General features: G+C 68.9%; 26 protein-coding genes. 22 read left to right on the forward strand and 4 right to left on the reverse strand.

Annotated elements, in window-relative coordinates:
* Positions 1-60: 60 nt before the first annotated feature.
* Positions 61-975: an aldo/keto reductase gene (locus QMA07_RS14860; protein WP_290163187.1), complete on the forward strand. Its 915-nt coding sequence runs from the start codon at positions 61-63 to the stop codon at positions 973-975.
* Here the strand turns inward: QMA07_RS14860 and QMA07_RS14865 are convergent.
* The gene (locus QMA07_RS14865) at positions 966-1,907 is read right to left on the reverse strand and encodes a DMT family transporter (protein WP_290163189.1); all 942 of its coding nucleotides are present in this window, start codon (positions 1,905-1,907) and stop codon (positions 966-968) included. The genes QMA07_RS14860 and QMA07_RS14865 overlap by 10 nt on opposite strands.
* 71 nt (positions 1,908-1,978) lie before the next feature.
* On the opposite strand from QMA07_RS14865, the gene QMA07_RS14870 reads away from it, so the two are divergent.
* Positions 1,979-2,899 (forward strand): LysR family transcriptional regulator, encoded by a 921-nt coding sequence (locus tag QMA07_RS14870; RefSeq protein ID WP_290163190.1) that lies wholly within the window; start codon positions 1,979-1,981, stop codon positions 2,897-2,899.
* A 29-nt stretch (positions 2,900-2,928) separates the two neighbouring features.
* On the opposite strand, the gene QMA07_RS14875 is transcribed toward QMA07_RS14870, so the two are convergent.
* Entirely contained in the window at positions 2,929-3,468 is a 540-nt protein-coding gene (locus QMA07_RS14875) for a 2'-5' RNA ligase family protein (RefSeq protein ID WP_290163191.1), read from the reverse strand.
* A 6-nt stretch (positions 3,469-3,474) separates the two neighbouring features.
* Positions 3,475-4,695, reverse strand: a complete 1,221-nt coding sequence (locus QMA07_RS14880; RefSeq protein WP_290163193.1) for an ROK family protein — start codon at positions 4,693-4,695, stop codon at positions 3,475-3,477.
* Between the two features lie 101 nt (positions 4,696-4,796).
* On the opposite strand from QMA07_RS14880, the gene QMA07_RS14885 reads away from it, so the two are divergent.
* The 12 genes from QMA07_RS14885 to QMA07_RS14940 all read left to right on the forward strand — a co-directional run bounded on the left by QMA07_RS14885 (position 4,797) and on the right by QMA07_RS14940 (position 17,237).
* A complete protein-coding gene (locus QMA07_RS14885; protein WP_290163194.1) occupies positions 4,797-6,140 on the forward strand; it encodes an extracellular solute-binding protein in 1,344 nt (447 codons plus the stop codon).
* Positions 6,137-7,123, forward strand: coding sequence for a sugar ABC transporter permease (locus QMA07_RS14890; RefSeq protein WP_290163196.1), 987 nt, complete (start codon positions 6,137-6,139; stop codon positions 7,121-7,123). Before QMA07_RS14885 ends, QMA07_RS14890 begins: the two co-directional genes overlap by 4 nt.
* Complete coding sequence (locus tag QMA07_RS14895; protein WP_290163198.1) at positions 7,123-8,001, forward strand: carbohydrate ABC transporter permease; 879 nt, start codon at positions 7,123-7,125, stop codon at positions 7,999-8,001. Before QMA07_RS14890 ends, QMA07_RS14895 begins: the two co-directional genes overlap by 1 nt.
* A 52-nt stretch (positions 8,002-8,053) precedes the next feature.
* Entirely contained in the window at positions 8,054-9,733 is a 1,680-nt protein-coding gene (locus QMA07_RS14900) for a glycoside hydrolase family 13 protein (RefSeq protein WP_290163200.1), read from the forward strand.
* 65 nt (positions 9,734-9,798) lie between these two features.
* Positions 9,799-10,803: a zinc ABC transporter substrate-binding protein gene (locus tag QMA07_RS14905; RefSeq protein WP_290163202.1), complete on the forward strand. Its 1,005-nt coding sequence runs from the start codon at positions 9,799-9,801 to the stop codon at positions 10,801-10,803.
* Positions 10,800-11,654, forward strand: coding sequence for a metal ABC transporter ATP-binding protein (locus QMA07_RS14910; RefSeq protein WP_290163204.1), 855 nt, complete (start codon positions 10,800-10,802; stop codon positions 11,652-11,654). The genes QMA07_RS14905 and QMA07_RS14910 overlap by 4 nt, the downstream gene beginning before the upstream one ends.
* A gap of 5 nt (positions 11,655-11,659) precedes the next feature.
* Positions 11,660-12,529 (forward strand): metal ABC transporter permease, encoded by an 870-nt coding sequence (locus QMA07_RS14915; RefSeq protein WP_290163240.1) that lies wholly within the window; start codon positions 11,660-11,662, stop codon positions 12,527-12,529.
* A gap of 44 nt (positions 12,530-12,573) precedes the next feature.
* Positions 12,574-12,990: a transcriptional repressor gene (locus tag QMA07_RS14920; protein WP_042540517.1), complete on the forward strand. Its 417-nt coding sequence runs from the start codon at positions 12,574-12,576 to the stop codon at positions 12,988-12,990.
* A gap of 23 nt (positions 12,991-13,013) precedes the next feature.
* A complete protein-coding gene (locus QMA07_RS14925) occupies positions 13,014-14,021 on the forward strand; it encodes a permease (protein ID WP_290163242.1) in 1,008 nt (335 codons plus the stop codon).
* Entirely contained in the window at positions 14,014-14,805 is a 792-nt protein-coding gene (locus QMA07_RS14930) for a TIGR03943 family protein (RefSeq protein WP_290163207.1), read from the forward strand. The genes QMA07_RS14925 and QMA07_RS14930 overlap by 8 nt, the downstream gene beginning before the upstream one ends.
* The gene (locus QMA07_RS14935; protein WP_290163209.1) at positions 14,795-16,537 is read left to right on the forward strand and encodes an Ig-like domain-containing protein; all 1,743 of its coding nucleotides are present in this window, start codon (positions 14,795-14,797) and stop codon (positions 16,535-16,537) included. Before QMA07_RS14930 ends, QMA07_RS14935 begins: the two co-directional genes overlap by 11 nt.
* Positions 16,538-16,541: 4 nt before the next feature.
* Positions 16,542-17,237, forward strand: coding sequence for a DNA-3-methyladenine glycosylase (locus QMA07_RS14940; protein WP_290163211.1), 696 nt, complete (start codon positions 16,542-16,544; stop codon positions 17,235-17,237).
* A 9-nt stretch (positions 17,238-17,246) separates the two neighbouring features.
* On the opposite strand, the gene QMA07_RS14945 is transcribed toward QMA07_RS14940, so the two are convergent.
* A complete protein-coding gene (locus QMA07_RS14945; RefSeq protein WP_290163212.1) occupies positions 17,247-18,257 on the reverse strand; it encodes a LacI family DNA-binding transcriptional regulator in 1,011 nt (336 codons plus the stop codon).
* Between the two features lie 141 nt (positions 18,258-18,398).
* Here QMA07_RS14945 and QMA07_RS14950 point away from each other — a divergent pair, with 141 nt between their 5' ends.
* The 8 genes from QMA07_RS14950 to rpsN all read left to right on the forward strand — a co-directional run bounded on the left by QMA07_RS14950 (position 18,399) and on the right by rpsN (position 26,728).
* The gene (locus tag QMA07_RS14950; RefSeq protein WP_290163214.1) at positions 18,399-20,408 is read left to right on the forward strand and encodes a beta-galactosidase; all 2,010 of its coding nucleotides are present in this window, start codon (positions 18,399-18,401) and stop codon (positions 20,406-20,408) included.
* Positions 20,405-21,334: a sugar ABC transporter permease gene (locus QMA07_RS14955; RefSeq protein ID WP_290163216.1), complete on the forward strand. Its 930-nt coding sequence runs from the start codon at positions 20,405-20,407 to the stop codon at positions 21,332-21,334. The genes QMA07_RS14950 and QMA07_RS14955 overlap by 4 nt, the downstream gene beginning before the upstream one ends.
* A gap of 5 nt (positions 21,335-21,339) precedes the next feature.
* Positions 21,340-22,236, forward strand: coding sequence for a carbohydrate ABC transporter permease (locus QMA07_RS14960; protein ID WP_181164390.1), 897 nt, complete (start codon positions 21,340-21,342; stop codon positions 22,234-22,236).
* An 88-nt stretch (positions 22,237-22,324) separates the two neighbouring features.
* Entirely contained in the window at positions 22,325-23,656 is a 1,332-nt protein-coding gene (locus tag QMA07_RS14965; protein WP_290163218.1) for an extracellular solute-binding protein, read from the forward strand.
* Between the two features lie 71 nt (positions 23,657-23,727).
* On the forward strand, positions 23,728-25,851 hold the full coding sequence (locus tag QMA07_RS14970) for an alpha-galactosidase (RefSeq protein ID WP_290163219.1): 2,124 nt from the start codon (positions 23,728-23,730) through the stop codon (positions 25,849-25,851).
* Positions 25,852-26,012: 161 nt separating this feature from the next.
* On the forward strand, positions 26,013-26,249 hold the full coding sequence (rpmB, locus tag QMA07_RS14975) for a 50S ribosomal protein L28 (RefSeq protein WP_042540533.1): 237 nt from the start codon (positions 26,013-26,015) through the stop codon (positions 26,247-26,249).
* Positions 26,249-26,419: a 50S ribosomal protein L33 gene (rpmG, locus tag QMA07_RS14980; protein ID WP_017203558.1), complete on the forward strand. Its 171-nt coding sequence runs from the start codon at positions 26,249-26,251 to the stop codon at positions 26,417-26,419. The genes rpmB and rpmG overlap by 1 nt, the downstream gene beginning before the upstream one ends.
* A 3-nt stretch (positions 26,420-26,422) precedes the next feature.
* A complete protein-coding gene (rpsN, locus tag QMA07_RS14985) occupies positions 26,423-26,728 on the forward strand; it encodes a 30S ribosomal protein S14 (RefSeq protein WP_042540535.1) in 306 nt (101 codons plus the stop codon).
* The last annotated feature ends 47 nt before the right edge of the window (positions 26,729-26,775 follow it).

The following is a 26,775-nucleotide window of genomic DNA, read 5'->3' on the forward strand; positions in this document are numbered from 1 at the left end:
CGGCGATACAGTGGCAGCAGAACCGCGACGACCGGCCCCCACGAGAACGGAATCCAGCGGATGAAGATCGAACCGACGCCCATCACCCTCGGAACCTCCGGCCTCGGCCGGCATTCGGAGCCGGGGTCCGCCGAGGAGAGAGCCGCCGTCGAGGTCGCCATCGACCTGCTCACCAGCCGCCACGGGTTCGTGGACACGTCGAACAACTACTCCGCCGGTCGCTCCGAGGCTGTGCTCGGGATCGCACTGCGGGAGCTGGGGATGGACGGTTCGCGGGTCATCTCGAAGGTGGATCAGGACCCCGAGACCGGCGTGTTCGACCGAGACCGCGTCCTCCGCTCGTTCGAGGAGACGACCGCCCGGCTCGGGGTCGACCGGCTCCCTCTGCTGCACCTGCACGACCCGTACTCGGTGTCGTTCGAGGAGTCGATCTCGATCGGGGGTGCCGTGCAGGGGCTCATCGAACTCCGCAGCGCCGGCGTGGTGGACGCCATCGGCGTGGCGGCGGCTCCGGTGCCGCTGATGGCGAAGTACGTCGAGACGGGTGTGTTCGACGCCGTGCTGATCCACAACCGATTCACGCTGGTGGATCACTCGGCCGAACCTGTCTTCGCCGACGCCAAGTCGCGCGGCATGGCCGTGTTCAACGCCGCGCCGTTCGGTTCGGGACTGCTCGTCAAGGGCCCGCATTCCGGTGCGCAGTATGCCTATCGGCCGGCCGGCGAGGAGCTGCTGGGGTGGACCGAGCGTCTGCAGCGCGTCTGCGCCGACCAGGGAACGTCGATGGCTGCCGCGGCGCTGCACTACTCGCTGCGGTCTCCGCTGGTCGACTCCACCGTCGTCGGGGTGTCGACACCGCACCGTCGTGCGCAGCTCGATGAGCTGGAGCAGACGGAGATCCCGGAGGAGCTGTGGGACGCTGTCGAGAGCCTGGGGCCGGCGCCGTCCCCGGTGGACGACAGCGACTACGCCTGAGAGCTGCTGCTGTTCAGCGCCACGACCGGCGGCCTGAGCGCGCGCTGCCGGTGGCGGCGTTCGATCGCCTGCCCTGCGTACGAAGCGGCGACGATGAGCGCGGCGCCGAGCAGGCCGAAGGCCCCGACGCTCTCCCCGGCGAGCAGGACTCCGACGAGCAGCGCCCAGACGGGCTCTGTGCCCATGAGGATGCTCGCGCGCGTCGCAGAGGTGTGCCGCACCGCCCAGAGCTGAACGACGAACGCGAACACCGAGCACATCAGCCCGAGGAACAGGACGTTCGCCCACCCCGATCCGTCGAGCCGTGCGACGGCCGCGGGCAGCTCCGCCCCTGCGACCAGCCATGCTGTCCCTGCACAGACGATGAGCTGAACCAGGACGACGGCGAGCGTGCTGTCCCCGCGGTCGCGGGTGAGCCTGGCGCTCGCCGTCACGTGAAACGCGCGCACGACCGCCGCCGCGATCACGAGGGCGTCGCCTGCGGTCGGCATCCGCAGTCCGCCGTCCGACACGAGAAGGGCGACCCCCACCACGGCCGCGACGGCGGCGACGAAGTACGAGCGCGGAAGCCACGACCGCGCGGCGAGGCTCTCGAGCACGGGGGTGAGCACGAGCGCGAGGCTGATGAGCAGCCCGGCATTGGTCGCCGAGGTGAGATGGACGCCCCAGGTCTCGAGGCCGATGATGGCGGCTTGGGAGAAGCCGAGGAGGACGGCGACGGCCAGCCCGCGGCCACGCGGCATCCGCTCTCTGCGCACCGCGCAGATCACACCGAGAGCGACTGCTGCGACGAGGAACCGGAGTGCGACCGCGGAGGGGACGCCCGTCTCGAGAGTCAGGCTCTTGGCTGCCATGAAGCTCGCGCCCCACACCACCGCCACGCCGACGAGCAGGACGTCGACGAGCAGATCGCGAGAGGGACGTCGAGGCATGACTCCACACTCTCGTCTTTCTCGATGAAGACCCAGATGCAGCTGCTTGATTCTCCTTTAAGGTTGGCCTTATGGATCCGACCCACCTTCGACTGCTCCGGGAGCTTCGCGACCGAGGCAGTGTGACCGCCGTCGCTGCCGCTCTCGGAATCTCGGCGTCGGCGGTCTCGCAGCAGCTCGCGACTCTGCAGTCGGCGGTGGCCCTGCCGCTCACGGTGCGCCGGGGTCGAGTCCTGATCCTGACCGCGGCGGGCGAGGCGTTGGCCGCCGCGAGCACGCGTGTCGATGAGGCGCTGACCGCGGCACGCGACTCGATCGGGGCGCTCCTCGAAGCAGGCGACCGGCCGGTGCGGGTGTCGTCGTTCAACAGCGCCGGACTCGCCCTGTTCCGGCCGCTCCTGAGAGAGCTAGACGGGACTCCTGCCGTCCGCCTTGCCGATGCCGACGTACCGCACCGGGACTTTCCCGGGCTCACCGCCGACCACGATCTCGTCATCGCCCATCGGCTCGCGCACGACGCCCCCTGGCCCGCTGATCGAGTCGTCGCGATCCCGCTCGTCGAGGAGTCGCTCGACATCGCCCTCCCCGCAGGTCACCGTCTCGCCGGCCGAGCGGGCATCACTCTCGCCGACCTCCGCGACGAGGAATGGGTGTCGGTGCACGCGGGATTCCCTCTCGCGGGTGTGCTCGACCACCTCGCGGCACTATCGGGGGCGCCGCTGCGGATCGCGCATCGCATCAACGAGTTCTCGGTGACGGCGGAGGTCGTGAGGGCGGGGGCGGCGATCGCCGTCATGCCCCGCACCACCGCGACGCCTCTGGCGGTGGACGGCCTCGTTCTCAGGCCGCTGTCGGATGTGGATCTGATCCGCCACGTCGACGTGCTGGCTCGGCCGGATGTGCTGGCCTACACGGCGGTCAGGCGTGTGCTCCGAGCCCTGCAGGATGTCGCCGTTCGCGTGCAACGCGACGCGTTCCCCTCACCTCATTGAGGCGACTCCGCTCCGTGAGGGTCGCCCGGCTACGCCTGCCGCATCTCCGCGAGAGTCGTGATCACCGCGGTGGCGGGGTCCCAGTGCCGCACGCTGTGCGCGTGAGCGTCGAGGTCGTCACCGACGAGATCCAGCGCCTGCGCGAGGTCGGCGACGCGCAGCCGGCGCGCGAGGGCGACGTGCGGCATCCATTCGCCCGGTGCGGTGTGCGGGGCATCGTCGCCCGGCCCGATCGCGGTGAGGATCGTCTCGCGGAGGCCGATCAGCTCCACGGCGGGGACGACGCTGCGGGCCAGCACGCGCCGCTCGCCGGTGCCGAAGAGCAGGGGAGCGCCCAGCGTGATCGGGAAAGAAGGGAGATCTGCCAGGACGCGGGGATCCAGCTTCGGCAGATCGACCCGCGCGACCAGGGTGATGTGAGGGCGGTTGCTTGCCGACGTGTGCCTCGCCAGGCTCGACAGGCCGCGTTCGGCGAGGGCCTCCCATTCGGCCCGGACGGCTGTTTCGGCGGCGGGGTCGAGCAGCAGCTCGATCGAAGAAGGCGACTGCCGCTGTTCCGGTTCTCTCACAGACCCTCAGCTCACGGCGCTGAGGCGCCGCTCGGCGAGCAGCGGGACGGCCACCTCACGCGCAGCCCGGCGAGCGGTGGTGACGGCGCCGATCGACACCACCTCGGCGCCGAGCGTCGAGGCGAGGATCTCGGGGGCGGGCAGGTGCAGCTGCGTCGGGAGCACCTCGCGCGCTGCCGTGAGCACGGGGGCGATGCTCTCGGCGACCGCACCGCACACGATCACCCGAGCGGGGTCGTACATGCTGCCCAGCACACCCACCACGCGGGCGAGGGTCGCGCCGACACGTGACGTCGCGAGCAGCGCGTCGGGATCGCCGGCGGAGGCGGCGGTCAGCACGGTGCGGGGGTCGATGCGGTCGGCGTCGGCGAGCCGGCCAATCGCCGAGTCCGACTCGATCTCGCCGCTCCGCACGGCATCGCGGACCTCGTCCTGCAGCGCGTAGCGCAGGCCGAAGGCCGACCCCACTCCGATGATGTGGTCGAACACGACGCCCTCGCCGACGCCGCCGTGTGCCCCGTGCAGCACGTGGCCGTCGACGACGACCCCGCCACCGAAGCGCTCGCTCGCGAGCAGGGCGACGTAGTCACGGCATCCGATCGCCGCTCCGGCTGAGCCCTCGGCGATCGCAGCGAGCTGCGCGTCGTTCTTGATCTCGACGACGGGCGCCCAGTCGTCGAGCGCCTCGGCGAGGCCGGGGTTCGTGCGCTCCCAGAACCCTTCAGGGTGCGGAGGCGAGATGCCCGCGCGATTGACGGGCGCGGCCACTCCGACGCAGATCGCGAGGATCGATTCACGCGTGACGCCTGCTTCGTCGATCGCGAGCTGCATCTGCCCGAGGATCGTCGCGCGTCGGGCGGCCCCGGACTGCGTCGGATCGAGGTCGGTGCGATGGTGCACGAGTGTGCGCTCGAGCGGGTCGGCGATCGTGACGGCGAGATGGGTGTCTCCGGCATCCACCCCGATGACGACGCCGAGATCGGATGCCAGGACGAACCGCCGAGCCGGGCGCCCTGCGCGGTAGCTTCCCGCCACGCGGGCGTTGGGAAGCTCGCGCAGCACGCCGGCGTCGACGAGCGTGTCGATCGCGTCGATCGCCGTGGAGCGGGTCAGTGAAGTGGTCGCCATCGCCTCGGTCGCGGTGAACTCACCGGCGGTCCACGCGAAGTCGAGGATCGCGCCGACACTGGCTCGTCCGGTGCCCAGACCTGCAGAGACTTCTGTCACGGGTCTTGACCTCACTCTCGTTCACATGAGACAGTACCGTTCATCGAAGTAAATTCGCTCACTAGATTTAGTCTGCGGATCTACAGGACGAAAGGACAACGGTGTCTCTCCAACCACCACGCCCGGCCCGGCTCGTCGCCGGAGCCGCCGCGCTCGCCCTGGTCGGTGCCGCCCTGACCGGCTGCTCGACCGCCGGCGGAACCGAGACCATCCGCTTCACCTTCAGCAAGCGCGAGGCGATCGAGTTCATGACCGAACGCGTCGCCGAGTACAACGCCTCGCAAGACAAGGTGCGCGTCGAGATCGACACGTCCGGTGTCGATGTGGTGTCGGCCAGCTTCGTGCGGGGCAACCCGCCCGACATCATGCTCGCCAACTACAACTACGAGATCGCCCGGTTCGTGCAGCGCTGCGCGCTCACCGATCTCTCCGGCACCGAAGCGGCCTCGACCATCCGCGACGACCTGCAGCCGCTCATGGAGCAGTACGGCTCGTGCGAGGGGCGCACGAGCGCGTTGCCGTACTCCGTGATGGGAGCCTCGGTGATCTACAACAAGGAGATCTTCGAGCAGCAGGGTCTCGAGGTTCCGCAGACCTGGGATGAGCTGCTCGCCGTGTGCGACCAGCTGAAGGAGGCGGGGATCGACCCGTTCTACGCCACGTTCAAGGACGATTGGACCGTCGCGCAGGGCTGGTACGACTACACCGCCGGCGGCTCGGTCGACGTGATCGACTTCTTCGACACGCTCGCGCAGGAGGGCACCGAGGTGGGGCCGGACTCGGCGGCCTCGTTCGAGAAGGACTTCGCAGAGCCCATGGACCGCATGATGACGCTCGTCAACGAGTACACGAATGCGGATGCCGCGAGCCGTGCATACGGCGACGGCAACCTCGCGTTCGGCAAGGGCGAGGCGGCGATGTACCTGCAGGGACCGTGGGCGTTCAGCGAGATCGAGAAGACCGCTCCCGATCTCGCTCTCGGCACCTTCCCGCTGCCCATGACCGACGATCCGGCCGACCTCGGCGTGCGCGTCAACATGGACCTCGCGGCGATGATCCCCGAGGGGTCGCAGCACCAGGAGGCTGCACGCGACTTCCTCGAGTACCTGTTCCTGCCCGAGAACATCGAGGAGTACAACGCCTCGCAGCTCGGCTTCACCCCGACCGACGATGCTCCGGCGCCCGATGACCCCCGGGTCGAGGGAATGGTCGAGTACTACGACAACGGCCAGATCTATCAGGGACCCTCGGTGCTCGTGCCCAGGACCCTTCCGGTCTTCAACTACGCGCAGGCGATGGTGCTCGGCGCGTCCACGACCTCCACGTTGCGCACCATGGATGCCGACTGGGCCAGGATCGCGTTCCGCGCTCCGATCCCGTCGACCCAGGACAACGCATCCGGTGAGGACTCAGCATCCGGCGAGACAGAGGAGTCCACGCCATGACGAACACCGCTCTGCCGGGCCCGGCAGCTCCCAACCCCGCGGCGTCGAACATCACGAAGCCCAACAGTCCGACGACCGACACCACCGCGATCGTCACCGGTGGCACCCGCAAGCTCGCCCGCCGCAAGGGACGCGTCGAGCCGATCTACTACCTGTTCCTGCTGCCGACCCTCGTGATCTTCACGCTCGCGATCACGGTGCCCGGCATCATGGGCATCTTCTTCAGCTTCACCGACTCCATCGGCATCGGGGAGTGGAGCTTCAACGGGCTGACCAACTACATCGCGATGTTCAGCGACCCGGCCATCCTGCAGAGCTACCTCTTCACGTTCGGCTTCTCGATCGCCACGGTGGTCGTCGTCAACGTGGTCGCCTTCATGCTCGCGGTGGGGCTGACCTCCCGCATCCGCTTCAAGACGGGGCTGCGCACGATCTTCGTGATCCCGATGGTGATCTCGGGCATCATCATCGCGTACGTCTTCAACTTCCTCTTCTCGAACTCCATCCCGGCAGCGGGCGCCGCCACCGGCATCCCGTGGCTCTCGACCAGCCTTCTCGCGAACCCCGATCTCGCGTGGGTCGCGATCGTGATCGTGACCGCATGGCAGGCGGTTCCGGGCACGCTGCTGATCTACATCGCAGGTCTGCTCTCGGTGCCGGGCGAGGTCTACGAGGCGGCGAGCATCGACGGCGCGAACAAGAGGCAGCAGCTGTTGCGCATCACGCTGCCGCTCGTGGCCGGATATGTCGTGATCAACGTGATCCTCGGTTTCAAGGGCTTCCTCAACGCCTACGACATCATCGTCGGTCTCACCAACGGCGGACCGGGCACCGCCACCCGCAGCGTCGCGATGACGATCATCGCGGGCTTCAACGGCGGCGACTACGCCTACCAGATGGCCAATGCGACGATCTTCTTCATCGTCGCCGTGCTCATCTCCCTGCTGCAGCTCTCGCTGACCCGCGGAAGGAACGCACTCTGATGTCGACGCAGACACTCACCACCATCCCCACCTCGGGCAAGAAGCCGCGGGTCCGCATGGAGCGCGTCAACTGGTCGGGCACGATCATCCTGATCCTGTGCGCGGTCACGGTCCTGCTGCCGCTGTACGTCACGATCTCGATGGCGTTCAAGACGACGGGCCAGGCGGTCGACGGCAACGCGTTCTCGCTCCCGGCGCCGTTCAGCATCGACGGATTCGTCGAGGCGTGGAACCTCACGAAGTTCCCGGTCGGAGCCGGCATCTCGCTGCTGGTGACGGCAGGAACGGTCATCGCGACCATCGTGCTCGCCGCGTTCGCGTCGTATGCGATCGTGCGCAACTGGGACCACCGCCTGTTCCGCTACTCGTTCTTCTACCTGCTGGCCGCGATGTTCATCCCGTTCCCGGTCGTGGCGCTGCCCCAGATCCAGCTGACCGGCTGGGTGGGACTCGACAACCCGTTCGGCGTGATCATCCTCGCGACGATGTTCCAGCTGAGCTTCAGCGTCCTGCTGTTCACCGCATTCCTGCGGTCGATCCCGATCGAACTCGAGGAGAGCGCCCGCATCGACGGCGCCACCACGTGGCAGACGTTCTGGCAGCTGATCTTCCCGCTGCTCGCACCGATGAGCGCGACGGTCGGCATCTTCGCCTTCCTCTACGCGTGGAACGACTTCATGATGCCGTCGCTGATCATCTCGGACCCGGCCATGCAGACCCTCCCGGTGCGGCAGAACCTCTTCCAGACCCAGTTCAGCAACAACTACAACGTGTCGTTCGCGTCCTACCTGATGGCGATGGCCCCGGCGATCCTGGCGTACCTGTTCACGCAGCGCTTCGTCATGGAGGGCGTGACGCAGGGTGCCGTCAAGGGCTGACGAAGCCGCACCCCAGACCCCAGACCGCAACACGAAGGAGCAACAACCTCTCATGACCGATGCGCTTCTCACCGAGACCCGCGACGAGACCACGGCGGCATGGTGGCGACAGGCCGCCGTCTACCAGATCTACCCCCGCAGCTTCGCCGACGCGAACGGCGACGGACTCGGTGACATCCCGGGCATCGTCTCGCGCGCCGACTACCTGCGCGACCTCGGCATCGACGCGGTGTGGCTGAGCCCGTTCTACCCTTCGGCCCTCGCCGACGGCGGGTACGACGTGGCCGACTACCGCAACGTCGACCCGCGCCTGGGCACGCTCGAGGACTTCGACGAGATGGTCGCCGCGCTGCACGACCGCGGCATCCGCGTGGTCGTCGACATCGTGCCGAACCACTCGTCCGACCTGCATGAGTGGTTCCAGGAGGCGCTCGCCGCAGGTCGCGGCTCGGCGGCCCGCGAACGGTACATCTTCCGCGAGGGAAGCGGGCCCGACGGCTCGGAGCCCCCGACCGACTGGACCGCCGCGTTCGGCGGGTCTGCGTGGGAGCGGGTGGACGACGGCCAGTGGTTCCTGCACAGCTTCGCGCCCGAGCAGCCCGACCTCAACTGGGACCACCCCGAGGTGCGCGAGGACTTCTTGAAGACCCTGCGCTTCTGGTCGGACCGGGGAGTCGACGGCTTCCGCATCGACGTCGCCCACATGCTGACCAAGGACCTCACCGAGCCGCTGCCCAGCACCGCCGAGCTCGAGCTGCTGCCGCACGACGGCAACCACCCGCTGCACGACCGCGACGACGTCCACGAGGTCTATGCCGAGTGGCGCCGGGTGTTCGACGAGTACGACCCGCCGCGCACGGCCGTCGCCGAGGCCTGGGTGAGCACGCCCGAGCGTCGGGCGAAGTACGCCTCGGCCGAGGGGCTGGGTCAGGCGTTCAACTTCGATCTGCTCGTCGCCGACTTCGACGCGACGCAGTTCCGGACGATCATCACCGACAACCTGGCGCAGTCGCAGGCGACGGGCTCGTCGACCACGTGGGTGCTGTCGAACCACGACGTGACGCGGCACGCGACCCGCTACGGACTGCCGCAGCTCGGCGGTCGCACCGGGGCGAAGCAGGGTGTCGAATGGGTCGCCGCCGGCGGACCCGAGGATCAGCTCGATCGTGAGCGCGGACTGCGCCGGGCGCACGCCGCGACGCTGCTGCTGCTCGGCCTGCCCGGCAGCACGTATCTCTATCAGGGCGAGGAGCTGGGGCTGCAGGAGGTCGCCGAGATCTCGGCAGAGCAGCGTCAGGACCCGGCGTTCTTCCGCGGTGCGGTCTTCGACGGCCTCGGACGCGACGGATGCCGTGTGCCGCTGCCGTGGACGGCATCCGGCCCCTCCTTCGGCTTCGGATCGGGTGAGGCGCACCTGCCGCAGCCCGACTGGTTCGCCGAGTCAGCGGTCGATGTCGAGGCGGCCGACCCGTCGTCGACGCTCTCGCTCTACCGCGAGGCGCTGCGTCTGCGTCGCGAGCTGCAGACCGACGAGACCCTCGAGTGGATCGAGACCGGACGCCCCGATGTGCTGCGCTTCGCCCGCCCGAACGGCTGGCAGATCGTGACGAACTTTGGCACCGAGCCGTTCGACCTCGGAACGGACGCTGCGGATGTCGTGCTCGGCTCGGTCTCGGGCGGTGCCGTGCCGGCGGACTCGACCGTGTGGATCGCGCCGGGCCTGATCGGCTGACGCAGAGGGCAGGGCGCCGAACCACCGATTTGATAATGGTTCTCATTAGCGTTTAGAGTGGGAACATGAAGAAGCCGTTCGTCGCCCTCGCCCTCGCATCCGTCGCCGCACTCTCGCTGGCCGGATGCTCGACCACCCCCGCTGCGGGTGAGGGCGACGACAGCGCGGTGACCGTGGTGGCGAGCACCAACGTCTACGGTTCGCTCGCCGAGCAGATCGGCGGCGACCGCGTCGACGTGACCTCGATCATCACCTCGGCCACCCAGGATCCGCACTCGTACGAGGCCTCGGCCCGCGACCGCCTGACGGTGCAGAAGGCCGACCTCGTGATCGAGAACGGCGGCGGCTACGACGCCTTCATCGACACTCTGCTGCAGGACGCGAACGATCCTCACCTGGTCACGGCCGTCGAGTTCTCGCACGACTTCCCGGGCAACGAGGGCCATTCCGATGAGGAGGGTTCGGCCGAGGAGGGCGCGGACGAGGAGCATGACCACGACCACGCCGAGGGCGAAGAGGGCCACGAGGGTCATGATCACATCGAGGGCTTCAACGAGCACGTGTGGTTCGATCCGCACACCATGATCCACGTCGTCGAGGCGATCGCCGACGAACTGGCCGAGATCGACCCCGACGGCGAGGCCGACTTCACCGCGAACGCGGAAGCGATCGTCGCCGACCTCGAGGGCTTCGAGGCCGACCTCGAGACGCTCAAGACGGATGCCGCCGGTGCGAACGTGATCATCACCGAGCCGCTGCCCGGCTACCTCGCCACCGCCGCGGGGCTCACCGACGTCACCCCCGAGGGCTTCGCCGAGTCGGTCGAAGAGGGCAGCGATGTCGCCCCCGCCACGCTGCTCGAGACCCTCAACGTCGTCGAGAGCGGAGATGTGGCCGCCGTGCTCACGAATGCGCAGACCGGCGGAGCCGAGACGCAGCGCGTCGAGGATGCCGCAACGGATGCCGGCATCCCGGTCGTCGCCTTCACGGAGCTGCTCCCCGACGGATCGTCGTACTCTGAGTGGATGAGTGACGCGATCCAGAGCCTCGCCGACGCATTGCAGTCGTGAGCGCCGCCGCCGACGCGCGGGCAGGAGCCGAGAAGTCGAACCCCGTTCTCGAGGTGCGGGGAGCCGCACTGCAGCGCGGCGACCGTGAGCTGTGGTCGGGCCTGGACCTGACGGTCGAACCCGGTGAGTTCATCGCCGTGCTCGGGCCGTCCGGGTCGGGCAAGACCACGCTGCTGCGCAGCATCCTGGGCCTTCAGCCGCTGTCGGCGGGTGAGATCGTCGTCGCGGGCGAGCCGGTGCGCAAGGGCAATCCGCGCATCGGCTACATCCCCCAGCAGCGTTCGCTCGCCCCCGACACGAGCATGAGGGCGCGCGACCTCGTCGCACTCGGCGTGCAGGGCAGCCGCTTCGGCTTCCCCGTTCCGCACCGGGGCGACCGCGCGAAGGTCGACCAGCTGCTCGAATCGGTCGGGGCCGCGCACTACGCGGACCGCCGGGTCGGACTGCTCTCGGGCGGAGAGCAGCAGCGGCTGCGGGTGGGACAGGCCCTCGCCGACGAGCCGACGCTGCTGCTGTGCGACGAGCCGCTGTCGAACCTCGACCTCGCGAACCAGGTCGCCATCACCGACATCATCGACCGCCAGCGTCGCGATCGCCGAGCCGCCGTGCTGTTCGTGACGCACGACATCAACCCGATCCTCGGCCGAGTCGACCGGATCCTCTACATCGCGGGCGGCCGCTTCGTGCTCGGCACGCCCGAAGAGGTGCTGCAGACGCGGGTGCTCACCGAGCTCTATGGCACTCCGGTCTTCGTGCTGCGCGCGGGTGACCGGCTGGTCGTCGTCGGAGTGCCGGATGCCGAGCCCCACCATGAGCATGCGCACGACCACGACCACGGAGGTGCCGCATGAACGCCATGACCGGCATCGTCTCCGCGGTCGACTGGAGTGACGTCTTCTCGTTCCAGGACTACGGCGAGCTCGTCGCCCTGCTCGCGAACTCGATCATCGCCGGTGCCGTGCTGGGCATCGTCGGCGGACTCATCGGCGTCTTCGTGATGCAGCGCGACCTCGCGTTCGCGGTGCACGGTGTCAGCGAGCTGTCGTTCGCGGGTGCCGCCGCTGCCCTGCTCTTCGGCGGCAGCGTGGTCGTCGGCTCGCTCGGCGGCGCGCTCGTCGCGGCCGTCCTGATCGGCATACTCGGCGCCAAGGCGCGCGACCGCAATTCGATCGTCGGCGTGCTGATGCCGTTCGGGCTGGGCCTCGGCATCCTGTTCCTGTCGCTCTACGACGGACGCAGCGCCAATCGCTTCAGCCTGCTGACCGGGCAGATCGTCTCGGTCTCGAGCCCCGACCTCGGCTGGCTGCTCGGCATCAGCATCGTCGTGCTGGTCGGACTGCTGCTGATGTGGAACCCGCTGCGCTTCGACTCGCTCGACCCCGAGTCGGCCGCTGCCCGCGGAGTGCCCACCCGGGCCGTGAGCCTGCTCTTCATGGTGCTGCTCGGCCTGATCGTCGCCGTCAGCGTGCACATCATCGGCGCGCTGCTCGTGATGGCGCTGCTCGTGACTCCCGCGGCCGCGGCCATGCGCGTCTCGGCCGGGCCGGTGGCGGTGCCACTGCTCGCGGCGCTCTTCGGCTTCGTGTCGGCGGTCGGCGGCATCCTGCTCGCCCTCGCGGGCACTCTGCCGGTGAGCCCGTACATCACGACCCTGTCGTTCACGATCTACGTCGTGTGCTGGATCATCCAGCGCGCCCGCGGCGGTGTGCGCCGCGTGCGTGCCTGACGTTCCCAGGGCTCGGCAAGGGCGGCGCGCCTAGAATCGTGGGTATGGCTCAGCGGAACACCTGGCAGCGCGATCGCGTGCGCGAAGCCCTCGCCGACGCGCGAGGGTTCGTCAGCGCCCAGAATCTGCACGCCTCGCTGCGCGACGACAACACCGGCATCGGCCTCGCCACGGTGTATCGGGCGCTCGCAGGGCTCGCCGCAGCCGGCGACGCCGACTCGCTGCAGAGCCCCGAGGGCGAGGCGCTCTACCGCGCCTGCACGACCCAGGGCCACCACCACCACCTGATCTGCCGCAACTGCGGACTCACGGTCGAGATCGAGGCGACCGACGTCGAGCAGTGGGCGCACCGCACCGCCGCGCTGCACGGATTCACGGATGCGGCGCACGTCGTCGACATCTTCGGGCTGTGCGCCTCCTGCACCAACAAGCGCGATGCCGAAGAGGCAGCGAACGCGTGACCATCCAGGCCGCTCCACGGTCGGTGCACTCGCACCGGCCCTCTCGATCGCCGCGCTCGCCGTGGATCGGGGTGGGCCTCGGCGCCGCGATCGTGGCCGCGCTCTTCCTGGTCGACCGATTCCTGCCGACGCTCTTCGCCGAGAGCCTGCCGAGCCGAGCCCAAGACGGGCTGACGCTGGCGCTCAGCGTGCTCATCGAGGCGCTGCCGTTCGTGATCCTCGGTGTGCTGCTCTCGATCGTCGTGCAGGTGTGGCTGCCGGCCGACGTGATCCACCGCTGGCTGCCGAAGCGCGCGTGGGCCCGCCGGGCGGTGCTGTCGCTTCTCGGCATGCTGATCCCGGTGTGCGAGTGCGGCAACGTGCCGTTCGCCCGCGGACTGATGATGCGCGGTCTGGCGCCGGCTGAGGCGCTGACCTTCCTGATCGCCGCCCCGATCGTGAATCCGATCGTGATCCTCACCACGCACGCGGCCTTCGGCTTCGATGACGGCATCCTGGTCGCCCGCCTCATCGGCGGCTACCTCATCGCCAACCTGATCGGCTGGATCTACAGTCGCCACCCTTCGCCCGACTCGCTGCTCACGCAGCGATTCGTCGATACGTGCGACCGCGTCACACACGAGCACGGCACGCCGGTTCGACGCAGCCTGACGCAGTTCCTCATCGAGCTGCGGGCCGTCATGCCGGCCCTCGTGATCGGTTCGGCTCTCGCCGGAGCCGTGCAGGTGCTGATCCCGCGAGAGGTGCTGCTGGCCATCGGCTCGAACCCGGTGCTGTCGATCCTCGCGATGATGGCGCTCGCGATGACCGTCGCGATCTGTTCGAACGTCGACGCGTTCTTCGCTCTCTCCTTCGCCTCGACGTTCTCGTCGGGCGCTCTCGTCGCCTTCCTCCTCGTAGGCCCACTCGTCGACGTGAAGATGCTCGCGCTCATGCGCACCACCTTCACCACGCGCACGCTCGCCGGCATCGTCGGCGTGGTCGTGTTCGCCGCCTTCGCCATCGGGATCGGGGTGAACGTCTTTGTCTGATCACACGCATGCCTCTGACGCGCCGTCGCGCGCCAGGGCGCTCGGCACCCGCTGGCTGGGCATCGGACTCGCCACCGTCATCTCGGTCGTCACGCTCGGACTCGGTCTGACCGGTCGGCTGAATCTCTACATCAGCCCCGAATCGGTGTGGTTCGCGTGCGCAGCAGCCGTCGTGACGATCGCGGGCGCGATCTGGTCGTGCACGCTGCCGCTCGGCGAAGAGGGCGACCACGGGCACGATCACGGAGCCGCGACTGAGGCGGATGCTGAGCCGTCGCCCCGTCGCTCCCTCGCCCTGGCCGGCACGGTGACCGGTGGCGTCGTGGCCAGCGGCGTCGTCATCGCCGCGCTCGTGCTCCCTCCGGCATCGCTGTCCGTCGAACTCGCGATGTCGAGGGTCGGCGAGCAGACCGCTCTGTTCGCCGGAGCCGACGACGTCACCCTGGGCGTGGCAGACACCGCGACCTTCGGCGTCGGCGACTGGGCGAGCGTCTTCGCCACGGCGACCAACACCGCCGCCTACGACGGCAAGACCGTCACGCTGACCGGCTTCGTCACCCCGACGGATGCCGACGGGGTCAACCTCACGCGCCTGGTCATCACGCACTGCGTGATCGATGCGCAGCCCGCGACCCTGCCCGTGACGATCGACGCCGGAGAGTTCGACACCGGCCAGTGGGTCGAGGTCGAGGGCACCGTCAAGGCGGATGCCGACGGGTCGCTGCACGTCGAACCGACGACCGTCACCGCCATCGACGAGCCTCAGGACCCGTATGAGTACTGACGACGAGCGCCCGGACGCATCCGCGATCCCGCGCACCCGCGCCGAGTTGCGCGCCGCGCGCGAGGCCGAGGCGGCCGCGTCGCGTCCGTCGAACGAGGACACGGGAGCCGCCCGAGACGAAACGCCTCCCGCCCCTCGCCCGACGGGCGGAGTGCGACCGACGCGTTCGACCTTCGTCCCGCCGGATGCCGACTCGACGACCACCTTCGCGGCTCACACCTCGGCCGACTACGTGCCCCCCGCTCCTTCCACGGCCGAGGACGCGCACCCCGCGCCCGAGAAGCCGAAGGCCGCCAAGACGCCCAAACCCCCCAAGACGCCGAAGCCTGCGAAGGCGCCGAAGCCCGAGAAGCCCACCACCTCGCGCGACAACCGGTTCCTGCTGGCGCTGGGCGCCGTGCTCGGCATCCTCGTGCTGGTGGGTGCAGGGCTCGGCGTCGTCAGCCTGACGCAGGGTCCCCGCATCACCGAGGTGCAGGTCGACCCGACTGAAGCGATCGAGACGTCGGGCAGCCGTGTCATCCTCACCGCGAACCAGTCGCTGGCGGCGATCGACGAGTCTCAGGTGACGGTCGAGCCCGCCGTGCCGTTCACTCTCGATGCGGCCGGTCGTGGCATCGGCATCCGCTTCACCGTTCCGCTCGACGACGACACCGAGTACACCGTGAATGTCGCCGATGCGGTGGGCGCCGGCGGAGGCCCCAGTGCCACGCTCTCGACGAGCTTCTCGACTCCGTCGTCCACCATCTTCCTGCTGCGTCGAGACGTCGACGGCGACGACAAGATCTTCCGCACCGACCTGTCGGGCCAGAAGGCGCAACCCGTCTTCGCCGCCGACAAGATCAACGACTTCCGCGCCACGTCATCTCAGCTCGTCGTCTCGGTCGAGGAGGACGAAGGCTCGAAGCTGCTCGTGATGGGGCGCGACGGCAGCGATCAGCGTGAGCTCGAGCTGCCCGGCGTCGGATACGTGGGCGCGATCCAGGTCTCCGACCGCGGCGGCCTGGTCGGCTACAGCTACTCCGACAAGGAGCTCAGCGACACCGAGGGGCGCGCGAGCGTGCTCGTGACGCAGTCGCTGAGCGGCGATGATGAGCCTGTGGTCACCGAGGTCGGTGACAAGGAGGCGAATGTCTTCGTCTGGCAGTTCGTGCCAGACAGCGCGGCGATGCTCTTCATCGACTTCGACGGTGCGCTCTCGCTGGTCGATCGCACGACTGACGCCGGGGTGCAGTCCCTCGGACTCGCGACGACCATTCAGGGCATCTCGCGCGGCACGTACACGGCGATCGTCGAACGGCTCGACGGCTCTGTGGTCGAGCTGAACCTCACCGACGGCTCGGAGGTGCCGCTCGAGGCATCGACTCCCGACTACGGCTCGGCGATCACGATCACGCCCTTCCCCGGCGGAACGCTGCGTCACGTCGTCTCGCGCGACGAGAACGGTCTGCCCATCGGACAGGCGATCGTCCGGGTCGACGACGAGGGAGCCGCGACGCCTCTCGTCGAGGTCGACTCGACCGACTCGATCCTGCAGGCCTGCGCCTCGCCCAGCGGCCAGTACGCCGCGGTCGTGATCGCCCCTGAGCTGGCAGACAACCCGTACGACCAGATGCTGCTGCCGCTGCCCGAGAACCTCGAGACGCACCTGCTCGACCTGCGCACGGGTGACGAGATCGTGGCGCTCACCGGTTTCGACGCCTCGTGGTGCCAGACGGCGCCGCAGTTCTGAGCGCATGCCGACGGACGTCCTGCACCGAGCGACCCGCGCCGAGCTGAGCGCGTTGCCGGTCGAGGTCGCCCCGCTGCTGCTCGGCGGAGAGCTGCGCACCGTGGTCGCGGGCTCCGAGGTGCGACTGCGCCTCACAGAGGTCGAGGCGTACCACGGGCAGGGCACCGGCCCCGACGCCGATCCCGGGTCGCACGCGCGCATGGGCCGCACCGCACGCAATGCGACGATGTGGGGCGAACCGGGACACCTCTACGTCTACCTGAGCCACGGCATCCACTCGTGCGTGAACGTCGTCTCGGGGCCTGAGGGGCAGGCCGGCGGAATCCTGCTGCGCGCGGGCGAAGTCGTGCACGGGGCGGATGCCGCTGCTGTGCGCCGCCGCGCGACGACCCCGCTGACGGCGACGTCACTGCGTGACCTCGCCAAGGGGCCGGGCCGGTTCGGCCAGGCGGTGGGGCTGCGGCATCCGATCCACGACGGCATCGATGCGGTCACCGGCGAGGAGTTCGAGGGCGCCCGTGCCGAGCTGTGGCTGCGCGACGAACCCGTGATCCACGTGGCGACCGGTCCGAGGGTCGGGGTGGCCGGCGTCGCCGGAACAGCGGCGTTCCCCTGGCGCTTCTGGATCGCCGGCGACCCGACGGTCTCGCCTTTCCGCTGGGGGAGGGGCGCTCAGGAAGCGTCTCTCGGCCGCACCTGAGGCCCGCGATCAGGCCGAGTCTCTCCACACGACCGGCGTCGGCAGCATGATGCCCTCCCGAGGGCGCTGATCGTCGCGCAGCTGCGCGAGGACGGATGCCGCGGCCGCGGCGCCCAGCCCTTCGGCCGGCTGGTCGACGGTCGAGAGCAGCGGAGTGGTGCGCGTCGCCCAGCTGCTGTTGTCGAAGCCCACGACGCCGACGTCGTCCGGCACACGTCGCCCGGCTTCTCGCAGGGCCCACATCGCACCCGCGGCGACGGCATCCGATGCGGCGAAGACGCCGTCTATGTCGGGCGCGCGCTCGAGCAGTCGCGTCATCGCCGCGGCGCCGTCGGCGTAGGAGTACAGCGGCACCTCCTCGACGAGATCCGGGTCGAACGCGTCGCCGAGCGCGTCGGTGAATCCGGCGAGGCGATCCGTGCCCGAATCGCGGTCGAGAGCGGCGGCGATCATTCCGACGCGCTTCCGCCCCGTCGCCAGAAGCCGTGACGTCACAGCCTGTGCGGCGCCGCGATTGTCGACGCCGACCCAGGCGGCATCCACGTCCGGTGGGTGACCGACGTAGGTCACGGGCAGGTCGAGTCGCATGACGGCCTTGGTGATGGGGTCCTGCGCTCGCGCCGAGACGATGACCGCGCCGTCGACGAACCCGCCGTTGAGATAGCGCGCGACCCGCTCGGTGTCGCGCACCGAGTCCACGACGAGGCACACCATCTGGTAGTCCGCCGCCGAGAGGGTCTCGTTGGTGCCGAGCATGATCGCGCCGATGTTGGGGTCTTCGAGGAACAGCGCGTGCGGCTCGTGCACGATGAACGCGATCGCCTGGGTGCGCTGGCGCACCAGGTTCTGTGCGGCGGTGTTGGGCACGTAGCCGACCTCGCGGATCGCGTCCTCGATCGCCGTGCGTGCGGAGTCCGACACATACCCGCCGTTGATCACACGGCTGACGGTTCCGCGTGAGACCCCGGCCACACGGGCCACGTCGTGCACGGTGCTGCGGCGGCGTGCAGAAGTGCTCATGGTCGACAGCCTAGCGACCCGGACTTGACGGGATTCACCACGACATGCGACGATGTGTGCACGTTCACAGAAATCCCGGTCGTCGCTTTCACGCCGCGGACTGTGCACGTGCACACATGAACCGCAAAGGAGCGTCACCGCATGGCCGCCGCAGTGTCCGACCGCATCGCCACCCTCTCCGCAGGGCGCGGCCTCGTCTTCGGATGCGACTACAACCCCGAGCAGTGGGATCGCAGCGTCTGGCCCGACGACGTGCGGCTCATGCAGCAGGCCGGCGTCGGACTCGTGGCCATCAACATCTTCGGATGGTCGTCGATCAACCCGGCCCAGGGTGTGTGGGACTTCACCGCGCTCGACGAGATCATCGCGCTGCTGCACGACGGTGGCATCAGCATCAACCTCGGCACCGGGACCGCTTCGCCTGCGCCCTGGCTCACCGCGCAGCATCCCGAGATCCTGCCGGTCGGCGAAGACGGGACGGTCTTCCAGCAGGGGGGACGCCAGGGATATTGCCCGAGCTCGCCGCTCTTCCGCGCGTATGCCGCCGAAGTCGTCACCCGGGTGGTCGAGCGCTACGGAGATCACCCCGCCGTGTCGCTCTGGCACGTGTCGAACGAGCTGGGGTGCCACAACGCGCTCTGCTACTGCGACACGAGCGCCGAGGCCTTCCGCGGCTGGCTGCGCGACCGCTACGACGACATCGACGCACTCAACCGCGCATGGGGCACGACCTTCTGGAGCCAGCGGTACAGCGACTTCGACGACGTGCGCGTGCCCGGCCAGGCCCTCTCGCTGCGCAATCCGGGTCAGATCCTCGACTTCCAGCGGTTCAGCTCCGACGAGCAGCTCGCGCTGTATCGCGCCGAGGCTGAGATCCTGCGCGAGCGCAGCGACGTGCCGGTCACGACCAACTTCATGGTCACCGCGCACATCCGCAACCTCGACTACTGGACGTGGGCGGGCGAGATGGATCTGATCGCCAACGACCACTACCTCGACCGCCGTCTCGATGACGCGCGAGGCGAGCTCTCGTTCGCGGCAGACCTCACTCGCGGTCTCGCGCAGGGTGCCCCGTGGCTGCTCATGGAGACCTCGACCGGTGCCGTGAACTGGCAGCCCTACAACCTCGCCAAGGCTCCGGGCGAGCTGCAGCGCAACATCGCCTCGCACGTCGCCCGCGGCGCCGACGGCATCTGCTTCTTCCAGTGGAGGGCCTCGACGCAGGGCGCCGAGAAGTACCACACCGCGCTCGTGCCCCACGCGGGTGAAGACTCCGACCAGTGGCGCGAGGTCGTCGAGCTCGGCGGTCTGCTCGACCGCCTCGGCGAGGTCGCCGGCACTCGTGTGGTCGCCGACGCCGCGCTGTTCTTCTCGTGGGAGAGCTGGTGGGCCGCCGAGAACGAGGGCCGCCCGAGCGAGGCGCTCACGTACCTCGGTCAGGTGCACGCCGCGCACGCGGCGCTGTCGGATGCCGGTATCACCACCGACGTCGTTCGCCCGGGCGCCGACCTCGACGGATACCGCCTGCTGATCGTCCCCGCGCTGCATCTGATCAGCGATGAGGACGCCGCAGCGATCGCGCGTGCGGTCGAGAGCGGCGCGACCGCCCTGATCACCTTCTACAGCGGCATCGTCGACGAGGAGGACCGGGTGCGCACCGGCGGCTACCCCGGAACGTTCCGCGATCTGCTCGGCATCCGCTCGGAGGAGTTCGCACCGCTGCGTCCCGGAGAGGTCGTGTTCCTCACCGACGGCACGAGCGGATCGGTATGGGCCGAACGACTCAAGACGACGGACGCCGAGACCGCGGCGTCGTTCGCAGACGGCCCCGCCGCAGGCGGCCCCGCACTCACCCGACGTGAGGTGGGGAAGGGCGCGGCCTGGTTCGTCGCCACGCAGCCCGACCGCATCGCCTACCGGGAGCTGATCGCCCGTCTCGCCTCGGATGCGGGCATCGCACCGCACGCGGGGGCGAGCCGCGATGTCGAGGTCGTCCGTCGCACGGGCGATGCCGGCTCGTTCCTGTTCGTCATCAACCATGGCGACTCCGCCGCCGAGATCGGTGTCACGGGGCACGACCTCGTCACCGACGCACCCGCCACCGGCTACGTTCCCGCGGGGGCAGTCCGCATCATCAAGGAGGATGTATGACCACCACGCTCACCGCTCAGGCGGTCGCTTCGGCGCCCCGGGCGCCGGGCCGCCGCCGACGGATTCCGCACAGGGGGGCCATCGCGTTCCTCATCGTGCCCTTCGGCGTGCTGTTCGCGCTGTTCTACGTCGTGCCGATCGCGTACGCGTTCTGGCAGTCGCTGCTCGTCGTCGAGCGCGACGGCACCTTCGGCAAGGCCGAGCAGGTGTTCGGCGGCCTCACGCAGTACGTGCTGGTCTTCCAGAACGAGGCGTTCTGGAGCTCGATGGGACGGATGCTGACGTTCGGCGTCGTGCAGGTGCCGGTCATGCTCGGCCTCGCCCTGCTGTTCGCCCTGCTGCTGGATTCGCCGCTCGTGCGAGGCAAGCGCTTCTTCCGTCTCGCATTCTTCGTGCCCTACGCGGTGCCCGGAGTGATCGCGGCGATCATGTGGGGCTCGCTGTTCTCGCCCAACCTGTCGCCGTTCACCGCGATCACCAAGAACATCGACTTCCTCGGTGCCGACCTCGTGCTGTGGTCGATCGCGAACGTCGTGACCTGGGTCTACGTCGGCTACAACATGCTGATCATCTACTCGGCGCTGCTGTCGATTCCGCAGGAGCTCTATGAGGCGGCGATCCTCGACGGCGCCGGCCAGTGGCGCATCGCCTGGTCGATCAAGATCCCGCTCGTGCGCCCGGCGATCGTGATGACCGCGATCTTCTCGATCATCGGCACGCTGCAGCTGCTCGCCGAGCCCCAGGTCTTCCGCTCGTTCAGCTCGGCGGTGACCAGCACCTTCACCCCCAACATGACCGTCTATGCCACGGCATCCATCCCGAACACCAACCTGGCGGCCGCCTTCTCCGTCGTGCTCGCCGTGACGACCTTCGTGCTGTCGTTCGGGTTCATGAAGTACATGCAGCGCAAGGAGCAGAACGCATGAGCACCATGTCGATCGTCGCCCCTGGGCGAGGCTCCCGGGGCAAGGCCCCGCGCGGAAAGGCCGCTCGCGAGTCGGGCATCTCCCGCACGGGCGCCATGCTGATCATGGCCGTGTTCACGGTCTACTTCCTGCTGCCGCTGTGGTGGCTGCTCGTCGCGTCCAGCAAGGAGACCGGCGACATCCTGACCACCGCGCCGCTGTGGTTCGCCGACTTCCACCTGTTCGACAACATCGCCGAGCTGTTCGCCTACCGCGACGGCGTCTACCTGCGCTGGCTGATGAACTCGGTGCTCTACGCAGCCCTCGGCGGTGCCATCGCGACCCTGCTCGCCGCGATGGCGGGCTACGCGCTGGCGAAGTACCGCTTCCCTGGCCGCGACCTGATGTTCGACATCGTGCTCGGCGGGGTGCTCGTGCCCGCCACCGCGCTCGCGCTGCCCCTGTTCCTGATCTTCAGCCAGGCGCAGTTGACCAACACGTTCTGGTCGGTCTTCCTGCCCTCGATCGTGAGTCCGTTCGGCGTCTATCTGGCGCGGATCTTCGCGGCCTCGTCGGTGCCTGATGAGCTGCTCGAAGCGAGTCGACTCGACGGAGCGGGTGAGATCCGCACGTTCTTCACCGTCAGCATCCGTCTGATGACTCCGGCGCTGGTGACGATGTTCCTCTTCCAGTTCGTGGCCATCTGGAACAACTTCTTCCTGCCGATGATCATGCTGCGGTCCGAAGACCTCTTCCCGGTGGTCTTCGGTCTCTACAACTGGAACAACCAGTTGAACCAGCTGCCGGAACTCCGCGGTCTCGTGCTGATCGGCGCTCTGCTGTCGGTCATCCCGCTGATCGTCACATTCCTCCTGCTCCAGCGCTTCTGGCGCAACGGACTGGGCGCCGGCGCCCTGAAGTGAGCAGGCAGCCGCCCGGACCGACCGGGCGGCGCACCACCCGCACCACCCCTCACCCGCACCACCCCATCGCATCCACGAAAGGATCGAAATGCAGCATTCGAAGATGAAGGCAGCCGCTGTCATCGCCATCTCGGCGTTCGCGCTCGCCGGTTGCTCGGCATCCGGCGGAGACAGCTCCGGCACGGGCGGCGACGCCGCCTCGTGCACCCCGGCGGACGGCGACGTCACGCTCGAGTTCACGTCCTGGATCCCCGGCATCGAAGACGTCGTCGAGATCTGGAACGAGGCCAACCCCGAGATCCAGGTCGACGTGCAGACCGGCCCCAACGGCAACGGCGGCACGTACCAGAACTTCTTCAACCAGATCAAGGCGGGCGACGCTCCCGACCTCGGCCAGATCGAGTACGACGCCCTGCCGAACTTCCTCGTGCAGGACGGCCTCGAAGACCTCAGCGCCTGCGAAGACGTGGTCGCCTCCGAAGACCAGTTCGTCGACTGGGCCTGGGGACAGGTGACTCTCGGCACCGAGGGTGTCTACGGCGTGCCGCAGGACACCGGCCCCATGGGTCTGTTCTACCGCGCCGACCTGTTCGAGCAGAACGGCATCGAGATCCCCACCACGTGGGACGAGTATCGCGAGGCCGCGGTCAAGATCCGCGAACTCGGCGGGTACATCACCAACTTCTCGCAGTCCGACATCAACCAGTTCGCGGGCTTCGCCTGGCAGGACGGCGCGCAGTGGTTCTCGAGCGACGACGAGGGCTGGACGGTCTCGCTCGCCGACGACGCCACCACCACGGTCGCCGACTACTGGCAGAGCATGCTCGACGACGACCTGGTCGCGACGGTTCCCGCGTGGACCGACGAGTGGAACAACGCCTACAACTCCGGCCAGGTCTGGACCTGGAACTCCGCCGTCTGGGGTGCCAACTCGATCTCGAGCGGCGCGCCTGACACCGCGGGCAACTGGGCCGTCGCGGCGCTCCCGCAGTGGGAGGAGGGCGGATCCGCCGCCGGCAACTGGGGCGGCTCGTCGACGGCTGTGCTCAAGGGCAGCGAGCACCTCTACGAGGCGACGAAGTTCGCGCTGTGGCTCAACACCTCGGATGAGGCGCTGACCGCCCTCGCCGAGGCGGCCAACCTCTACCCGGCCACCACCGCGGGGCTCGACCTCCCGGTCTACGCCGAGGGTGTGGAGTTCTACGGCGGCCAGAAGATCTACGACGTCTTCGCCGACGCCGCCACCCAGGTCTCGCCCGACTTCGCGTGGGGCCCGACCATGACCCAGACCTACTCGGACGTGTCCGACGGGTTCAAGGCCGCGGTCTCGGGCAGCGGAACGCTGCTCGACGCGATCGAGAAGGGTCAGACGGCGACCGTCGACGCGCTCAAGGCGGCGTCGATCCCCGTCAAGGAGTAACACCTCTCGGAGGCCCGCCCGTATGCTCACGGGCGGGCCTCCTTCTCGTCTGCGACCCGTCTGGAGCGGCAATGAGCGAACTCGTCCACCTGACCGCCGGCGGCGTCAGCGTCGTCATCGACACGACCACCGCGCGGCTGCTGCACTGGGGCGCGGCGCTGGATCACGCCGACCTCGACGCGCTCGCAGGGTCGTCGACCGGCTCGGTGACGTTCAGCTCGTTCGACGCCCCGCGCACCTTCCCGCTGCTCGCGGTCGAAGCAGACGGCTGGTCGGGTGCGCCGGCGGTGGCCTGGCACCGGGGCGGGTCGCACAGCGCTCCGCTGCTGCGGCCGATCGCGTGGGAGCCGACGTCGACGTCACTGCGAGCGGAGTTCGCGGATGCCGCGGCCGGAGTGACGGTCGTGCTCGACCTCGCACTGGATGCCGTCGGCGTGCTCACCGCGCAGCTGTCGGTCACGAGCACTGCCGACGACGGCGACGGGCCGCTGGATCTGCTCGCCGCCCGCGTGCTTCTGCCGATACCCGCACACGCGACCGAGGTGCTCGACCACACCGGCCGCTGGACCGGCGAGCGGCACCCGCAGCGCGGTGCGCTGCGGCACGGGGCGCATCTGCGACAGGTCCGTCGAGGCCGTGGCGGACACGACGCGCCCTATCTGACCGCTGTCGGGACCGACGGGTTCGGCTTCCGAAGCGGCGAGCTGTGGACCGCGCACGTCGCGTGGAGCGGCGACCTCGAGGTCGGAGTCGAGCGGCTGTCGGAGGGCGCCGGCGTGCACGGAGCGGTGCTCGGCGGGGGAGAACTGCTGCTGCCGGGCGAGATCCGGCTCGCCGCGGGCGAGACCTACGTGTCGCCGCAGGTGTTCCTCACCTACGGCGAGAGCGGGCTCGACTCGGTGTCGGCGCGCCTGCACTCGACGGTGCGTTCGTTCGCCGCGCACCCTGCGACGCCGAGACCGCTCGTGCTGAACACCTGGGAGGCGGTCTACTTCGACCACGACCCGGCGAAGATCGTCGAACTCGCCGAGGCCGCCGCATCCGTCGGGGTGGAGCGTTTCGTGCTCGACGACGGCTGGTTCCGCGGACGCCCCGACGACCGCTCGGGGCTCGGCGACTGGTTCATCGACGACGCCAAGTGGCCAGACGGCCTGCGCCCGCTCGCCGATCACGTGCACGGTCTCGGGATGCAGTTCGGTCTGTGGTTCGAGCCCGAGATGGTCAACCCGGTGTCCGCCCTCGCGGCGCAGCATCCGGAGTGGGTGCTGCAGGCGTCGACCGACTCGTCCACCTGGCGGCATCAGAAGGTGCTCGACCTCTCGAATCCGGATGCCGCGGCCTACCTCTTCGACCGCATCGACGCCCTGGTCACCGAGGTCGGCATCGACTTCATCAAGTGGGACCACAACCGCGACCTGCATGCGGCGGTGTCGCCGCGCACGGGTCGTGCGTCGGTGCATGCGCAGACCACCGCGTTCTACGCCCTGCTCGACGCGCTGCGCGAGCGGCATCCGTCACTCGAGATCGAATCGTGCGCGAGCGGCGGGGCCCGCGTCGACCTCGGGGTGCTGCAGCGCACCCAGCGCGTGTGGGCGTCGGATTCGAACGATCCCGTCGAGCGACAGCGCATCCAGCGCTGGACGGGCACGCTCGTGCCGCCTGAGCTCGTCGGCTCGCACGTCGGTCCGCCGATCGCCGAGACGACGCACCGCGCGGCGTCCCTGCCGTTCCGCATGACGACCGCGCTGTTCGGGCACGCCGGCATCGAGTGGGACATCACCCGGTGCACGGATGCCGAGCGCGCGGCGCTCGTGCGCTGGACCGCGCTGTACCGAGAGCTGCGGCCGCTGCTGCATTCGGGTGTCACGGTGCGCAGCGACGAGGTCGACGACGAGACCCTGCTGCACGGGGTGGTGGCGGGCGACGGCTCACGGGGCGTGTTCGCGTGGGTGCGCCTGGGCGCCTCGGTCGACGGGTTCACGCCGCGCACCCGCATCCCCGGTCTGGTGGCGGGGGAGAGGTACCGGTTGCGCGTGCGCGAGGACCTCGGGTCGGTGTCGCGGCATCAGGTGTCCGACCCCGCGTGGCTGGATTCCGGGGTCGAGGCCACGGGGGCTTTCTTCGGGTCGGTCGGCGTGCCCCTGCCGCTGCTCGCACCGGGGGCCGCGCTGCTGCTCGAGGCTGTTCGGGTCTGATTCCGGTCCGTGCTAAACTGACTCTTTGTCTGCGCACACTCCTGTGCGTAGTTCGCGTGCTTCCCCTTCATCGGCCGAGAGATCGGCGCTGTGGGGTGGCGCGCAGACAAGGGATCTTGGGTGAGGCCGTCCGGCCTCACGGTATAGAAGGAGTCACCATCATGGCAGCAGTGTGCCAGGTGACCGGAGCTGTTCCCGGCTTCGGTCACAACGTCTCGCACTCGCACCGCCGGACGAAGCGCCGCTTCGACCCGAACGTGCAGAAGAAGACCTATTTCGTCGCTTCGCTCGGTCGTAAGATCACGCTCAACGTGTCCGCCAAGGGCATCAAGGTGATCGATGTCCGCGGCATCGAGAACGTGGTCAAGGACCTCCAGGCGAAGGGTGTGAAGCTCTAATGGCCAAGAAGGCTCAGGACGTACGTCCGATCATCAAGCTGCGTTCGACGGCAGGTACGGGTTACACGTACGTGACGAAGAAGAACCGCCGCAACACCCCCGACCGTCTCGTGCTCAAGAAGTACGACCCGGTCATCCGTCAGCACGTCGAATTCCGAGAGGAGCGTTGATCAATGGCTAAGAAGAGCAAGATCGCTCGCAACGAGCAGCGCAAGGTCATCGTCGAGCGTTACGCAGAGCGTCGCGCCGAGCTGAAGAAGACCCTGGTCGACCCGAACGCCACCGACGAGGCCCGCGAGGCCGCACGTGTCGGCCTGCAGAAGCTGCCGCGCAACGCGTCGCCGGCTCGCGTGCGTTCGCGCGACGTCATCGACGGCCGCCCCCGCGGTGTCCTCACGAAGTTCGGCGTCTCGCGCGTCCGCTTCCGTGACATGGCACACCGTGGCGAGCTGCCCGGTGTCACCAAGTCGAGCTGGTAAGTCTCAGCAGACAAGCCGAAAGGGGCGAGGATCTTCGGATCCTCGCC

The sequence above is a fragment of the Microbacterium sp. APC 3901 genome (genome assembly GCF_030407765.1).
Classification (GTDB): Bacteria; Actinomycetota; Actinomycetes; order Actinomycetales; family Microbacteriaceae; genus Microbacterium.

What these genes read in the sequence shown, in the direction of transcription:
- QMA07_RS14915 (WP_290163240.1), top strand. Translation starts at nt 11,660, where the DNA reads ATGACCGGCATCGTCTCCGCGGTCGACTGGAGTGACGTCTTCTCGTTC.
- QMA07_RS14870 (WP_290163190.1), top strand. Translation starts at nt 1,979, where the DNA reads ATGGATCCGACCCACCTTCGACTGCTCCGGGAGCTTCGCGACCGAGGC.
- QMA07_RS14890 (WP_290163196.1), top strand. Translation starts at nt 6,137, where the DNA reads ATGACGAACACCGCTCTGCCGGGCCCGGCAGCTCCCAACCCCGCGGCG.
- QMA07_RS14950 (WP_290163214.1), top strand. Translation starts at nt 18,399, where the DNA reads ATGGCCGCCGCAGTGTCCGACCGCATCGCCACCCTCTCCGCAGGGCGC.
- QMA07_RS14895 (WP_290163198.1), top strand. Translation starts at nt 7,123, where the DNA reads ATGTCGACGCAGACACTCACCACCATCCCCACCTCGGGCAAGAAGCCG.
- QMA07_RS14960 (WP_181164390.1), top strand. Translation starts at nt 21,340, where the DNA reads ATGTCGATCGTCGCCCCTGGGCGAGGCTCCCGGGGCAAGGCCCCGCGC.
- rpsN (WP_042540535.1), top strand. Translation starts at nt 26,423, where the DNA reads ATGGCTAAGAAGAGCAAGATCGCTCGCAACGAGCAGCGCAAGGTCATC.
- QMA07_RS14920 (WP_042540517.1), top strand. Translation starts at nt 12,574, where the DNA reads ATGGCTCAGCGGAACACCTGGCAGCGCGATCGCGTGCGCGAAGCCCTC.
- rpmB (WP_042540533.1), top strand. Translation starts at nt 26,013, where the DNA reads ATGGCAGCAGTGTGCCAGGTGACCGGAGCTGTTCCCGGCTTCGGTCAC.
- QMA07_RS14945 (WP_290163212.1), bottom strand. Translation starts at nt 18,257, where the DNA reads ATGAGCACTTCTGCACGCCGCCGCAGCACCGTGCACGACGTGGCCCGT.
- QMA07_RS14860 (WP_290163187.1), top strand. Translation starts at nt 61, where the DNA reads ATGAAGATCGAACCGACGCCCATCACCCTCGGAACCTCCGGCCTCGGC.
- QMA07_RS14970 (WP_290163219.1), top strand. Translation starts at nt 23,728, where the DNA reads ATGAGCGAACTCGTCCACCTGACCGCCGGCGGCGTCAGCGTCGTCATC.
- rpmG (WP_017203558.1), top strand. Translation starts at nt 26,249, where the DNA reads ATGGCCAAGAAGGCTCAGGACGTACGTCCGATCATCAAGCTGCGTTCG.
- QMA07_RS14935 (WP_290163209.1), top strand. Translation starts at nt 14,795, where the DNA reads ATGAGTACTGACGACGAGCGCCCGGACGCATCCGCGATCCCGCGCACC.
- QMA07_RS14865 (WP_290163189.1), bottom strand. Translation starts at nt 1,907, where the DNA reads ATGCCTCGACGTCCCTCTCGCGATCTGCTCGTCGACGTCCTGCTCGTC.
- QMA07_RS14940 (WP_290163211.1), top strand. Translation starts at nt 16,542, where the DNA reads ATGCCGACGGACGTCCTGCACCGAGCGACCCGCGCCGAGCTGAGCGCG.
- QMA07_RS14955 (WP_290163216.1), top strand. Translation starts at nt 20,405, where the DNA reads ATGACCACCACGCTCACCGCTCAGGCGGTCGCTTCGGCGCCCCGGGCG.
- QMA07_RS14900 (WP_290163200.1), top strand. Translation starts at nt 8,054, where the DNA reads ATGACCGATGCGCTTCTCACCGAGACCCGCGACGAGACCACGGCGGCA.
- QMA07_RS14965 (WP_290163218.1), top strand. Translation starts at nt 22,325, where the DNA reads ATGCAGCATTCGAAGATGAAGGCAGCCGCTGTCATCGCCATCTCGGCG.
- QMA07_RS14905 (WP_290163202.1), top strand. Translation starts at nt 9,799, where the DNA reads ATGAAGAAGCCGTTCGTCGCCCTCGCCCTCGCATCCGTCGCCGCACTC.